The sequence below is a fragment of the Pseudomonas sp. EL_65y_Pfl2_R96 genome (assembly GCF_963970905.1).
Classification (GTDB): Bacteria; Pseudomonadota; Gammaproteobacteria; order Pseudomonadales; family Pseudomonadaceae; genus Aquipseudomonas.
Genome location: NZ_CAXAQH010000020.1, coordinates 23,873 through 37,560, shown reverse-complemented (window position 1 = coordinate 37,560; position 13,688 = coordinate 23,873). Strand labels below are relative to the sequence as shown.

General features: G+C 58.9%; 8 protein-coding genes. 6 read left to right on the top strand and 2 right to left on the bottom strand.

Translation table 11 applies throughout. The features are described from left to right. Window positions 1-94: 94 nt before the first annotated feature. Window positions 95-370: a hypothetical protein gene (locus AACY49_RS19560; protein ID WP_258699490.1), complete on the bottom strand. Its 276-nt coding sequence runs from the start codon at window positions 368-370 to the stop codon at window positions 95-97. A gap of 36 nt (window positions 371-406) precedes the next feature. Between AACY49_RS19560 and AACY49_RS19555 the strand changes: the two genes are divergently transcribed. The 6 genes from AACY49_RS19555 (at window position 407) to AACY49_RS19530 (ending at window position 5,700) form a co-directional block, all read left to right on the top strand. Further along, window positions 407-1,180 (top strand): ABC transporter substrate-binding protein, encoded by a 774-nt coding sequence (locus AACY49_RS19555; RefSeq protein ID WP_320393598.1) that lies wholly within the window; start codon window positions 407-409, stop codon window positions 1,178-1,180. 90 nt (window positions 1,181-1,270) lie between these two features. Beyond that, on the top strand, window positions 1,271-1,960 hold the full coding sequence (locus AACY49_RS19550; RefSeq protein WP_007951063.1) for an ABC transporter permease: 690 nt from the start codon (window positions 1,271-1,273) through the stop codon (window positions 1,958-1,960). After that, window positions 1,957-2,655: an ABC transporter permease gene (locus tag AACY49_RS19545; RefSeq protein ID WP_258699492.1), complete on the top strand. Its 699-nt coding sequence runs from the start codon at window positions 1,957-1,959 to the stop codon at window positions 2,653-2,655. Before AACY49_RS19550 ends, AACY49_RS19545 begins: the two co-directional genes overlap by 4 nt. 1 nt (window position 2,656) lies before the next feature. Next, complete coding sequence (locus tag AACY49_RS19540; protein ID WP_339525818.1) at window positions 2,657-3,769, top strand: succinylglutamate desuccinylase/aspartoacylase family protein; 1,113 nt, start codon at window positions 2,657-2,659, stop codon at window positions 3,767-3,769. A 27-nt stretch (window positions 3,770-3,796) separates the two neighbouring features. Next, the gene (locus AACY49_RS19535) at window positions 3,797-4,561 is read left to right on the top strand and encodes an ABC transporter ATP-binding protein (protein WP_046042317.1); all 765 of its coding nucleotides are present in this window, start codon (window positions 3,797-3,799) and stop codon (window positions 4,559-4,561) included. Window positions 4,562-4,719: 158 nt separating this feature from the next. Further along, window positions 4,720-5,700: a GlxA family transcriptional regulator gene (locus tag AACY49_RS19530; RefSeq protein ID WP_258699494.1), complete on the top strand. Its 981-nt coding sequence runs from the start codon at window positions 4,720-4,722 to the stop codon at window positions 5,698-5,700. Here the strand turns inward: AACY49_RS19530 and AACY49_RS19525 are convergent. Continuing rightward, complete coding sequence (locus AACY49_RS19525; protein WP_339525816.1) at window positions 5,697-13,454, bottom strand: dermonecrotic toxin domain-containing protein; 7,758 nt, start codon at window positions 13,452-13,454, stop codon at window positions 5,697-5,699. The two genes, AACY49_RS19530 and AACY49_RS19525, sit on opposite strands and share 4 nt — an antisense overlap. Window positions 13,455-13,688: the final 234 nt, after the last annotated feature.

Genomic DNA, 13,688 nt, shown 5'->3' with positions numbered 1-13,688 from the left:
GCGCCCGACAACGAGGCATTGAGAAACGCTAAGCCCTGTTTCAGGGCCTCTCAACCCTGCCTGAAAAATAAGACACCACGCTGCGCTTGCTGGATTAGAAGGGTTTGCCAATAATGGGCCCGCAATTTGCAATATAGATCGGTTCAAAATCTTTTGCTCTTGCATGAAATTGCAAGACTGTCAACGCGCTCAAGCGGCTTTTTCGGTGCATCTGTAATTTGTTGTCGCATTGAAGAAATATCGGCTTCGGGCCTGTCGTTAGAATGCCGATCACTCGCTCGTCGTTGTCTGCGTTGAAATCCATCGCAGTCATCCCAGGACGCAGCACCGCTTTCTGTTTAACCCATTCGCATATTGGGCTGTCGCTCACTCTGCCGTTTTTGCCCTTTACCGATGGAGTCCCAAGATGAAGAAACTCGTGCTGCTTGGCGCCCTGGCACTGTCCGTGCTGTCCCTGCCGACATTCGCCGATGAAAAACCTCTGAAAATCGGTATCGAGGCGGCTTACCCTCCGTTCGCCTCCAAAGCGCCGGATGGCAGCATCGTGGGTTTCGACTACGACATCGGCAATGCCCTGTGTGAAGAGATGAAGGTCAAGTGCCAGTGGGTCGAGCAAGAGTTCGACGGCCTGATCCCGGCACTCAAGGTGCGCAAGATCGACGCGATTCTGTCGTCCATGTCGATCACAGAAGACCGCAAGAAGTCCGTGGACTTCACCAACAAGTACTACAACACCCCGGCGCGGCTGGTCATGAAGGCCGGCACTCAGGTCAGCGAAAGCCTGGCTGAGCTGAAGGGCAAGAACATCGGCGTGCAACGTGGTTCGATCCACGAGCGCTTCGCCCGCGAAGTCCTGGCCCCACTGGGTGCCGAGATCAAGCCTTACGGTTCGCAGAACGAAATCTACCTCGACGTGGCCGCCGGTCGCCTCGACGGCACCGTGGCAGACGCGACCCTGCTGGATGACGGCTTCCTGAAAACCGACGCCGGCAAAGGCTTCGCCTTCGTTGGCCCGGCGTTCACCGACGAGAAGTACTTCGGCGACGGCATCGGTATCGCCGTACGCAAAGGCGACGCCTTGAAAGACAAGATCAACACCGCGATCACTGCCATTCGCGCGAACGGCAAGTACAAGCAAATCCAGGACAAGTACTTCGCCTTCGATATCTACGGCAAGTAACCGTCCCCGCAACAAGTCCGAAATGGCGCAAGCAACAGGATCTCTGAGGTTTGCGCCATTTTTTCATCCCAACTTTCGAGGACCTGAATCATGTTGAAAGGCTACGGGGCTGTCATCCTCGATGGCGCATGGCTGACGCTTCAGCTCGCCTTGTCGTCCATGGCCCTGGCCATCGTTCTGGGGCTGATCGGCGTTGCGCTACGTCTGTCGCCGGTGCGCTGGCTGGCCTGGCTGGGCGATCTGTATTCCACGGTGATCCGCGGTATTCCCGATCTGGTGCTGATCCTGCTGATTTTCTACGGCGGCCAGGACCTGCTCAACCGCGTCGCGCCGATGCTCGGTTATGACGACTACATCGACCTGAACCCGCTGGCCGCCGGTATCGGCACCCTGGGCTTCATCTTCGGTGCGTACCTGTCCGAAACCTTTCGTGGTGCGTTCATGGCGATTCCCAAAGGCCAGGCAGAAGCCGGCATGGCGTACGGCATGAGCAGTTTCCAGGTGTTTTTCCGGGTGTTGGTGCCGCAGATGATTCGCCTGGCGATTCCGGGCTTCACCAACAACTGGCTGGTATTGACCAAGGCGACCGCGCTGATTTCGGTGGTCGGTCTGCAAGACATGATGTTCAAGGCCAAGCAGGCGGCAGACGCTACCCGCGAGCCTTTCACCTTCTTCCTCGCAGTGGCGGCGATGTACCTGGTGATCACCAGTGTCTCGTTGCTGGCATTGCGTCACCTTGAGAAGCGCTACTCGGTAGGCGTAAGGGCGGCTGATCTATGATCTTCGACTACAACGTCATTTGGGAGGCCTTGCCGCTGTACTTCGGCGGCCTGGTGACCACCCTCAAACTGCTCGCACTGTCGCTGTTTTTCGGTCTGCTGGCGGCGTTGCCGCTGGGGCTGATGCGCGTCTCCAAGCAGCCGATCGTCAACATGAGTGCCTGGCTGTTCACCTACGTGATCCGCGGCACGCCGATGCTGGTGCAGCTGTTTTTGATCTACTACGGTCTGGCGCAATTCGAAGCTGTGCGGGAGAGCTTCCTCTGGCCGTGGCTGTCCAGCGCCACGTTCTGTGCGTGCCTAGCCTTCGCGATCAACACCAGCGCCTACACCGCCGAAATCATCGCCGGCAGCCTGCGCGCCACGCCGAACGGCGAGATCGAAGCAGCCAAGGCCATGGGCATGTCACGGATCAAGATGTATAAGCGGATCCTGCTGCCATCGGCCCTGCGCCGGGCACTGCCGCAGTACAGCAACGAAGTGATCATGATGCTGCAGACCACCAGCCTGGCGTCCATCGTGACCCTGATCGACATCACCGGTGCCGCGCGCACGGTCAACGCTCAGTTCTACTTGCCGTTCGAGGCCTACATCACCGCCGGCGTGTTCTACCTGTGCCTGACGTTCATTCTGGTGCGCCTGTTCAAAATGGCCGAACACCGTTGGCTGGGCTATCTGGCCCCGCGGAAGCACTGACATGGAACGCATCGATCATGTATTGCCGTGGAGCCACCTGGGCAGCGAACGCCGGATTTCGGTGTTCCGCTTCGGTGCTGGCGAGCGCAAGGCCTACATTCAGGCCAGCCTGCACGCCGATGAACTGCCGGGGATGCGCACGGCCTGGGAGCTGAAAAAGCGCCTGACCGAACTCGAAGCCCAAGGCTTGCTGAACGGTGTGATCGAATTGGTGCCAGTAGCCAATCCACTGGGCCTCGGCCAACTGCTTCAAGGGAACCATCAGGGTCGTTTCGAGGCCGGCAGCGGCAAGAACTTCAACCGGGATTTCGTCGAGTTGAGCGAGCCCGTGGCCGCCGAACTCGATGGGCATCTGGGTGATGATCCGCATGCCAATATTCGACTCATCCGTCAGGCTATGAGCGATCACCTGGCGGCTTTGCCAGAGGCGAGCAGTCAGTTGCAAGGCATGCAGCGCATCTTGCTCAGCCATGCCTGCACCGCCGATGTGGTGCTGGATTTGCACTGCGATTGCGAAGCGGCGCTGCACATGTATGCCTTGCCGCAACACTGGCCGCATTGGCGTTCGTTAGCCGCCCACTTGAACGTCAAGGTCGGGCTGCTGGCGGAAGATTCCGGCGGCAGCTCCTTTGACGAAGCGTGTTCGCTGCCATGGCTGCGTCTGTCGCGGCTGTTCCCGGATGCCCAGATTCCATTGGCATGCCTGGCGACTACCATTGAATTGGGTGGTCAGTCGGATACCGGTCGCCCAGAGGCGGTGGCTCACGCCGAAGGCATTCTGGCGTTCCTTGCCGAGCAGGGTTTGATCGGCGGCGAATGGCCAAAGCCTGTGCAAGAGGCTTGCGAAGGCATGCCGTTCGAAGGCACCGAATTGCTGTTCGCGCCGCATCCTGGTGTGGTGAGTTTTCTGCGTAAACCCGGTGAATGGATCGAAACCGGCGACGAAATTTTTGAAGTGATCGATCCGTTATCGGATCGGGTCAGCACGGTGTGTGCTGGTACGTCCGGGGTGCTGTTTGCCATTGAACGGCTGCGTTATGCCCAACCCGGTTTCTGGCTGGCCAAGGTGGCGGGGCGCGAAGCGCTGCGTCACGGGCGCTTGCTCAACGACTGACTGACTGTTTTTGTGAGAACCGACCGCATGTACAAACTTGAAGTCCAAGACCTGCATAAACGCTATGGCAGTCACGAAGTGCTCAAGGGCGTGTCCCTGAAGGCGGCGGCTGGCGATGTGATCAGCATCATCGGCTCCAGTGGCTCCGGCAAAAGTACCTTCCTGCGCTGCATCAACCTGCTCGAGCAGCCGCACGCGGGCAAGATTCTGCTCAACAACGAAGAGCTGAAACTGGTTGCCAACAAGGATGGCGCGCTCAAGGCCGCCGACCCGAAGCAGCTGCAACGCATGCGTTCGCGCCTGTCGATGGTGTTCCAGCATTTCAACCTGTGGTCGCACATGACTGCGCTGGAAAACATCATGGAAGCGCCGGTCCACGTGCTCGGCATGTCCAAGGCCGAAGCCCGCGAGAAGGCCGAGCACTACCTGAACAAGGTCGGTGTTGCTCATCGTAAAGACGCCTACCCTGGACACATGTCCGGTGGCGAGCAACAGCGTGTGGCGATTGCCCGTGCGCTGGCGATGGAGCCTGAGGTGATGCTGTTCGACGAACCGACCTCGGCCCTCGATCCGGAGTTGGTCGGTGACGTGCTGAAAGTCATGCAGGCCCTGGCGCAGGAAGGCCGGACCATGGTGGTGGTAACGCACGAAATGGGCTTTGCCCGTGAAGTGTCGAACCAACTGGTTTTTCTGCACAAAGGCGTCGTCGAAGAAAGCGGCAACCCGCGTGAAGTGCTGGTGAACCCGCAATCCGAACGTTTGCAACAATTCCTCTCCGGCAGCTTGAAGTAATCAGGACTGCCGTTGTGCACAGGGATAGTGCATGCTTCGCCATTTAGAGGCTGGCCCCGATCCCACATTTGATCTCTGCCGGTGTCGAGATTTGCGTTCATTTACGGGCTAGCATTGGCCCATGCCTTCATCACTGTTTTCGTTTCGGATTGCCCGCCATGACTGCCCATCGAATTGGTTTCCTGATTTGGCCCAGCACTAAAGCTCTGACGCTTGCGCTGGCCGAGGAGGCCTTGCGTGTTGCCCAGCGTGTGCACCCGGACGTTGTTTACGAACTGTCGTTTTTGCAAGCCGAACCGCCAACCGACGGCGCCTGGCAATTGCCGGGTGAGCCCTGGGCCGGCAAGCTCGAAAACTTCCAGAAACTGTTCCTGCTCGCCGATGAGCCGCCGACCTCACTCGCACCGGCGCTCAGCAGTGCACTGAAACAACTGGTGCGAGCCGGTTGTGTGATCGGCGGTTTGTCGGCCGGTGTTTACCCGTTGGCGCAACTCGGTTTGCTCGACGGTTATCGCGCTGCCGTGCATTGGCGCTGGCAGGACGATTTCGCCGAGCGTTTCCCGAAAGTCATCGCCACCAGCCATCTGTTCGACTGGGATCGCGATCGCTTGAGCGCCTGTGGTGGCTTGTCGGTACTGGACTTGTTGCTGGCGGTGCTGGCCCGTGATCACGGCGCCGAACTGGCCGGTGCGGTGTCGGAAGAACTGGTGGTCGAACGCATTCGTGAAGGCGGCGAACGCCAGCGGATTCCGTTGCAGAACCGCTTGGGCTCCAGCCATCCGAAGCTCACCCAGGCGGTGTTGCTGATGGAAGCCAACATCGAAGAGCCGCTGACCACCGACGAAATCGCCCAGCATGTGTGCGTATCGCGTCGGCAGCTGGAGCGGATCTTCAAGCAGTACCTCAACCGCGTGCCGAGCCAGTATTACCTGGAGCTGCGCCTGAACAAGGCCCGGCAGATGTTGATGCAAACCAGCAAGTCGATCATCCAGATCGGCCTGTCGTGTGGCTTCTCTTCGGGGCCGCATTTCTCCAGCGCCTACCGCAACTTCTTCGGTGCCACGCCGCGGGAAGATCGCAACCAGCGGCGCAGCAGCAGTCCGTTCGAATTGTCGTCGGTGCCGCCCGAGCGCGGCTAGACGTATTGCGACCTTGGCGGTGGCGGCGGCTCATTGCCTATGGAAATGGATGAGACTTCGGGTTCCTCTTGCAGCCTTCGCTGTTCGCTCTGTGCGTTTTCCCTGGCAAGACGTTGACTCGTCACGCGCTGTTCGGCGGTGTCGGAGAGTGAGTTGTCACTGAAGTCGAATTCGGTTGTGCCGGTGCCCAGCAGCTCGATCGGCACCTCGACAATGGCGTTCCCGGAGAGGTCAACGGTTTCAAGCTGGCGGCAGTCGAACAAACCCGTCGGTACTTCACTGAGGCCCGTGTGGCTCAAGTCCAGCCAGGACAATGCGGCCATCTGACCCACATCGGGTGTGCGGCTCAGCGGGTTGTTCCGCAGAACCAGTCTGTTGAGGTTCTTCAGGGCGGCCAGTCCCTCCACCGTTTGTTGAGTCAGGCTGATATGGCAGTTGGGCAGGCTGAGTCTCTTGAGTTTGTCCATGGCCAGCACTGCTTGGGGGATGTCGTCCAGACGATAGCCCTGGATGGCAAGCATCTGCAGATTGGCAAAACGCTCGAGAAATTGACCGACACGCGGGGGCGTGGCGTTGCTGCTGGTCAGGTTCAGTGTCTGTATATGGCCGAAGTCAGCCGATAACGTCGGCAATGCACCCGTGATGGGCAGATCGCAAGTGAACTCGAATTCGCTCTGACCCTCTACGGCTATCCGGCGCCAGCAATATTCCAGAAGTTCTTTGAATTGTTCCCTGCGCTCTTGCTCCAGATGCAGGGAATCGGCGTCCAGTGGTGCGGGGACGTCGCTGTTGATCGGAGCTTCTTTTGTCCATGCTTCGAGATCACGAATCAAGGTCGCGAGCTCAGTCTGTCGACGCACGAGTTCAACTCGACCATCAGCCAGTGTCCCGGGCAAGCCATAGACAATATCGTTGATGTGCGTGTCGCTTGATTGCGGATAAAGCGTACGGGCCAGTTGACTGTCTTCGGGGCTGACCGAAACACCGAAATCTACGCCGCTCGCCTGGCGGTGGGTTTTGATCCGCTCCCGTGTGGTTGATGTCAGCGGATTGTGGTCGAGGTCAACGCCGGTGCTGAGATCGGGGGGAAGTTGGAAAAGTTCTTCCGGCAGTACGCTGATACGGTTTTCACTGAACAGTGCAATTTTCAGATCGGGCAGTTCGTGCAAACCGGCTGGAAGATGATCGATCCCCGTTCTGGACAGGTCGATGAAGTCCAGTGCTTTCAGCGCTGTAATGTCCGGGACGCTGCCCAACGGGTTGTTGTACATATCCAGCCCGCTCAGTCGGGGCAGGGAGGACAGGGCAGCTTGTCCCGCTTCATCGAACAGGATGCCGCAGCTGCTGAGCACCAGTGTTTTGAGTCTGGTCATTCGGGAAACGGACGGAGGAAATTTGCCGAGGGCAAAGCGGCGCATTTCCAGGGCCTCCAGTCCGGTAAAACAATTCAGGAAGCCCTCGACGCTCGTGAGGAAATCGTTACCCTGCAGCGCCAACCGGGTGACATGACTGAAGTCAGCGGTCAGCGTTGGCAGCTCACCGATGATGGTCAGATCAATGCCTAGAGAATTGACTCTGAGTTCTGTCTTGCCGGTTTGTCTGCTGCGCCAGAACTGTTTCAGAGTGCGGCTGAAGGCTCTGCGGTTGAACCGCTGCGCAGCCCGGTCAACCGCGTTCATGTTCAGTCCTGTCGTGCCGGTCGGCACGCGCTCTGACCAGGCGGCGAGGTCGCTGACCATTTGTGTGATTTCTGTTTCCCAGCGCGCCAACTGAGCGCTGCCGTCTGCCAGCGTTCCTGGCAATCGATAGATCACATGGGTGGCATCTTCGATGTCCAGCTCCGGAAACAGTGTCTGCGCTTTGGTGATGTCGGCCCTGTCGGGCAGTACGCCGAAATCATTTCCAATGCTGGCGTAGTGCACCTTGATGCGATCACGAGCACTCGGGGACAAAGGGTTGTTCGCCAGATCAATGCCATCGGCCAGATCGATATCCACTGCAAAGAAATCTTCTGGCAGATCAGTAATGGCGTTGCCAGTGAGCTGTGCGCTTCTGAGGTTGGGATGCGTGGCAAGGCCATTGGGCAGGCTGGCGATGCCGGTGTTGTACAGGCGGATATCGTTCAGCGTTGGCATGGGTGTCAGATCGGGAATCAGCCCCAGTGGGTTGTTGCTCAGGTCCAGATGCTCAAGATCAGGGAGTGAATGCAGCAGGGTCTGGCCCTCGGCGGTGAGGGTAATGGCGCATCTACCCAGTGTCAGTTCCTTGAGTTCGGTCAGGCGCGCAAGGTTGGCGGGCACTTGGCCCAAGGTGAAGTCATGCATCTCCAGGACATGTAGCCGGGAAAACAATTCGATGAACGGGGCGATGTCACCAATCGCTGAGTTGCCGATGAGGTGCAGCCTTGAAACATGGCTGAAGTCCGCCGTCAGCCGTGGCATGTCCCCCACAAAGTTCAGGTTTGCAATGAAGTGATCATCGCGCATGCCGGACGTGCTCGATCGGCGTTGCCAGAAGCTCTGTAATTGCCGGGCAAATTCAGATCGGTCCTTGTTGTACATCGTGACGGCATCGTTCGCCTCGCCGGTCAGCGGGTCTTGATGCGGTACCTGAACTGCCCAGGTCTGCAGATCTTGCTTGAGTCTGTCGAGTTCCACTTTCCAGGCCTCAAGCTGTACCCGACCGTCCGCCAGGGTGCCGGGCAAGTCGTAAATGAGTTCGCTGGCCTCGACGGTATCCAGGCTAGGGAACAGTTCTCTGGCCAGGGCGATGTCCGCAGGGTCTGCCAGCACGTCGAAATCCTGCCCGGTTCTGCGGTAGTAGCTTTTAATCCGGTTGCGAGCGTCAGCTGAGAGACCCTGGTTGTCAGCCAGATCAATGCCGTCACTGCGCTCGGCCGGCAGATCAAAAAGCGCATCGGGCAGCTCGACGATGTTGTTTTCACTCAACAGCGCGGTTCCCGGATCGGGGCTCTCGGTGATTCCGGGGGGCAGTTCGCGAAGGCCAGTGGCAGACAGATCGAGGTATTTGAGCGAGGGCAGCAGATTCAGATCAAAAAATGATCCGAGAGGGTTGCCGCGCAATTCGAGTGTTTGCAGCTGCGGCATGGCGCAGAGCGCGGCCTGGTTTTCCGGGGTCATCATGACTCCGCAGTTCTTGAGTCGCAGTGTGAGCAGTTTCGTCGTGTTTATCGATGACAGCGTTGCAGGTTCCAGATCAAAAAAACTCAGCTCCAACAGGGTCAGGTCCTGAAACTGCTGCAGGAAGGGCAAGAGCGCCGAAACATGACGGTTGCCATCAAGGGCGATTTCTCGAACATGGCTGAAATCTGCACGCAGCAACGGCATGTCGCCGATGAACCCCACGGAGGCTTGCAGGCGGTTGCTTTGCAGTGTCGGGGGTAACGGCGGTCTTTGACGCCACAACTGTTCCACTTTGTTGCTGAAGGCTTGCCGGACAAGGCGTTCGTTCTCCTGCTCGTTGACAGTCAACAGCTCACCCGTCTCCGGGGAGCGCTCGGGGATGTTGTCGCTCCATTGTGCAAGGTCGTCATGGAGCCGACGGACTTCGGCTTCCCAAGCGGCGAGTTGGGCGCGGCCTTCGACCAGTGTTCCGGGCAGTTGATAAAGCAGATCAGTGGCTTGCTCGCTGTTGAGGCCTGGAAAGAGCTTGCTCGCCCGATTCATGTCCGCCGCTTCTGGCAGAACGCCAAAGTGCTTTCCGCTTCGCTTGTAGTAGACCTTCACCCGCTCCCGGCTGGTTGAGGAAAGGGGATTGTCGGCAAAACTGAAACCGTCACTGAGCGCAGGAGCCAGATCGAAAAACACCTCGGGAATGTCAATGATCTGATTGCCGGAGAATCGGCTCATGACCAGTTGTGGATGATCCAGCAGACCACCTGGCAGCATCGAGATGCCCGTATTGTCGAGATTGATGTAGCGCAACGAGGGCATTGCGTGAACATCGGGCGCCACCTCGAGGCGGTTGCCTTGCAGGTCCAGGAGCATGAGTTCGGACAAGGGCGCAAACATCGACCGGTTGTTGGCAGGCAGAACGAGACCGCAGTCGCGCATGACCAGATTTTGCAGCAGGGGCATTGAGGTAATGGCTGGCGGCAGGCTCGACAAGTTGAGGTTTTGCACGTCCAGGGATTGCAGTTGCGGGAACTGCTGCAAGAATCCATCGATGGCACCGGTATGAGGGCCGCCGTTGATGCCAAGTGAGGCGACGTGACTGAAGTCGGCATCCGGCACGGGCAGGTCACCGATGATCGGCTGTCTTACCTGAAGGGTGTAACCGGCGGAGCTGCGTATTTCCCTGCGCCAGCAGCGTTCGAGGTTTTTTCTGAGTGTTGCGCGGCTTTGCTTTGCCGCGCGAAGTTCAATGGCCGTCAAGGGCAATCCGCTAGCGGGATCGTTTGTGGGAACCTGGGTTTCCCAGAGACGCAGGTTATCCGTGAGGCGGGTGAGTTCGCTCCTCAGGCGCGCCAGTTCGTTTCTCATCGCCGCCGGGTCATTGCCAAATCTCACCGTAAAATCCCGGGCTTCCTGGGCGTTGTAGCCTCGATAGATCAATCGAACAGCATCCAGCGGCGCAGGAAGGGCAGTGGCAGGCGCATTTGTCTCGGGCAAACCGCTGGCCGGCCGGCCTCTGTGCGCCACCAGACGCAGGGTGTCTATCTGTGGGGCCGGAGTGGAGGGCAGCGCAATCACCACACGTAGCTCATCTCGAGCCAGCGGTCGGGCGCGGATCGCGGCTTTCAGTTGTTCTGCCTGACCGATCTGCAGATTCAAGGCCTGGCGTTCGGCATCCGGCAGGGCGTACAGAATGCTGGAGTAAAAATCAGTAGCCGAATGCAGTTCCTGACCGCGCTCATCAAACGGCCGGTAGCGACCATCGCTCTGCCTGACCAGAACCTTTTGCGCTGGCGCATCGGCGCGACCCGTGCTGTCGAGCATTCTGCCTTCGTAACGCCCGTCGCGAATTTCCAGGTGCACGTCGCCAGTCCAGCCTGGCACGTACCTGAGGCTGTGCAGGGCCAGTGTGTCGGTGTCCGGATTGTTCACCGAGTCCAGTTCCAGTCCTTCAAAAGCACGCGTGACCCGCACTTCTTCCCTGGCGAACTGAACGAGGGCCTGCTGACGCACCGGTAACTGCCCTTCGCTGATTTGCAGCAGCTCATCGCCGGTGGCGTTGTTGAGCAGTTCTTGAGTGACAGGTGTGGGCAATGACGGTTCGTGCTGTGCAATGCGGGTGATCAACGGGTCGCTGGCGCGGGGAATGGCCCGGTAGTGTGATTCAAACAGCGTGCCGCGCTGATTCTTGGCGTGTTGCAGCAGTTGCTGGCGCAAGTTGCGGGAGCGCACGTCCAATGGCAGGTCCGGACCCGCGAATGCTTCGCCCAGCAGCGCTTTGGCGTCCTGTTCGTTGAGTGCCTGCAGCAGCGTCTTGAGGAGGTCGACTTCGAGCAAATTGTCCAAATGAATATCGGTGACAGGCAGGGTTTCGCTGGCTGAAGACTGCCAGCTGACTTCGCCTCGTTGATCCAGCAGGCGTAGCCGTTTGCCGGCCGGCCAGCGCCCTTGCTCGGTAAGCAATTGCAACTGAATCATCGGGTCGGCGGCGCAATACTGTTCGGGCGATTCGCTGCCCAGTTGTTCGATGAACAGCTGCAAATCCTGATCGATTTTGAAGCGCACGATACTGTCGGCCAGCAATGGCGGCAGCGGTTCCTGGTCGGCATGCATCTGGCGCAAGGCATTGTCGTCGTAGCCGCTGATTTGAAGGAGGCGCTCGCGCTGTGCCGGCGTGAACGATTCGACCGAGTGGCCAATCCGTCGCAGCGTCGTGGGTGTATCCCATTCCAGCGGCTGTTCGAGTTCGCTGTGCCAGGCGCCATCGCCGTTGTGTCGCAGCACCGGTGTGTAGGCGTCCGGTCGGGTTGGGTGATCAATGGTGTACTGGCCCGGAATCCGGCTTTCGCTCACCGCGAAATGCGCGTCATCGAGGCGCAGCAGTTTTTTCCCCTGATGCTGGTGCAAGCCCAGTTCGTTCGGTTTGGACTGGGCGTCAGGTACGCTGTTCTGCTCGTATCGGGTCAGATCCGCTTGCCAATAGCGGGTCTGGCCGTCGGGCATGCGCACGGGATTGAAACGTTCGATAAAGGCGACGATTTCCTTGGGAAGGACTTTGCGGAACTCACCGACGACGATGGCGCCGCCAACGGCAAACCCTCCCAGTTGAATCAGTGAGTCGACGGTGCCGATCAGGTGTTGTATCGCCTCAGCGGTCTGCCCCAATGTCCAGTCGACGATGCCTTCGAACACTTCGTCGAGAAACTGATAGGCCATGTATGCCATTACCATTTCGCCGAGAACCGGGACGAAGGGCGCAATGACGAAGGCGGCGGTCTGTACGATCGTCGAGGCGATACCGACAAAGGAATCCCACAACGCCCAGCGCACCCTCGAATCGACTGTGGCGGTCGCGACGGCGATAACCCGGGCGTCATTCAGGATTTTGTTCAGCTTGCCCTGATAGAGGTGTTCCCACAGTTCACTGCGGATCGGTGTCGAGGCCAGTTGCAGGTCTGGCCGCTCGAATGGCTCTTCTCGCCATGGCGGTTGCGCGCTGCCTGTCACAGGCGCGTGCCAAGTCACGCGACTCAGGCGACTGTTCAGGCTGGAGAAGAAAAACCCGCGCTGCTCGTGATTGATGAAACGGCTGAAGAATTTCTGGTATTCGCCGGAACGCAATTGGCGGGTCAGTTCGACTTCCAGTTCGGTGGACGAGGCGTATTCCTTGATCGGATGCAGCGGGTCGTCCGGTACATAGGCCACCACCCGGGCGGCGGTTCGCGGTTCATCCGCAGGCGGGGCGAAGACAATGATGTCGGTGAGGGGCGCGGACATCATCGTCAGGCTGTGGCACAGCAGTGGCTGGCCGTTGATCCGTAAATGCTGCATGCCTAAGACCAGTGCGGAGATCGTGCGGAAATAACCCTCACTGATATCGCCGCTCATGCGGGCAAGCTGCAGGGCGGCTTTCAGTGCAGCCTGCTGGCCTTTGTCGATCTTTTGCCGCAACTGCGCAGCCTTCGCCGGATCGGTAAAGCCGAGATGGTCTTTCAGATACGTCGTGTACTGCGCGCCGATATCCAGCTCTCGGCACAGCTGGGCAAATGCCGCGATGCTCAGCTTTTCCTTGATCGGCGGCAGCGTGTCGAACTGCCCGTTTGCCGAAGGTTGGGTGATGAAAGTCGAAGCGGCATCATAGGCATCGTCCTCGGTTTCCTTTTGCTCGAAGTTATGCAGCGCCGCCTCCAGCAAAGACACCGTCCAGGTGCGGGCGCCAGTCTTGATCGCAAACAGTGGGGTAGTGGTGGGCAGGTACAGGCGCAGGAACGTGGTCCTGACGTCCAGATCCAGATCGAAGCGGGTTTTCAGCGCGGCCTTCAGCAGGGGCTCGGCAAAGGCGCTGGCATCCTTGAAGTGCTCGAGTTGCCGGTCGACATCGTTTTGGGCATTCCAATGTGCGACGTTGAGGGTTTTCAGCAACTGATGCTGGCCCGCCGGCACGGACTGGAGCGTCAGCGGCAGCAAGGGCTGAGTGGCCTTCAACGCCTGGCGTCTGGCTGATGTGGCGTTGCCCAGCCACTGGGGCAGACTGGCCTGCAGATGCAAGTAGTGATCGTCGGGGCGCTGGCTGAGCGCGTCGGCAGTGATGGCAGGTTGCTGTTCTTCGTTGGGGTGCATCGGGCCAATCCTTGGGCGTCTGGAAAGTGCCCAGCAAATCAGAACGATGGGATGCAGGTGCGGTACATATTTATACCAGTGACGCCGACTTGAATTGATATCCTCTCGGGCCTGCCGCAAATCGGCGGCGGCAGTTTAAACTGCGCCTTTGCGACCCTATTTGTCGCATTGCCGTAAACCCGGGCAAAACCTGTGTTTGCGCTATAAGAAGTTGTCGCTTGGCGGCAAGGCCGG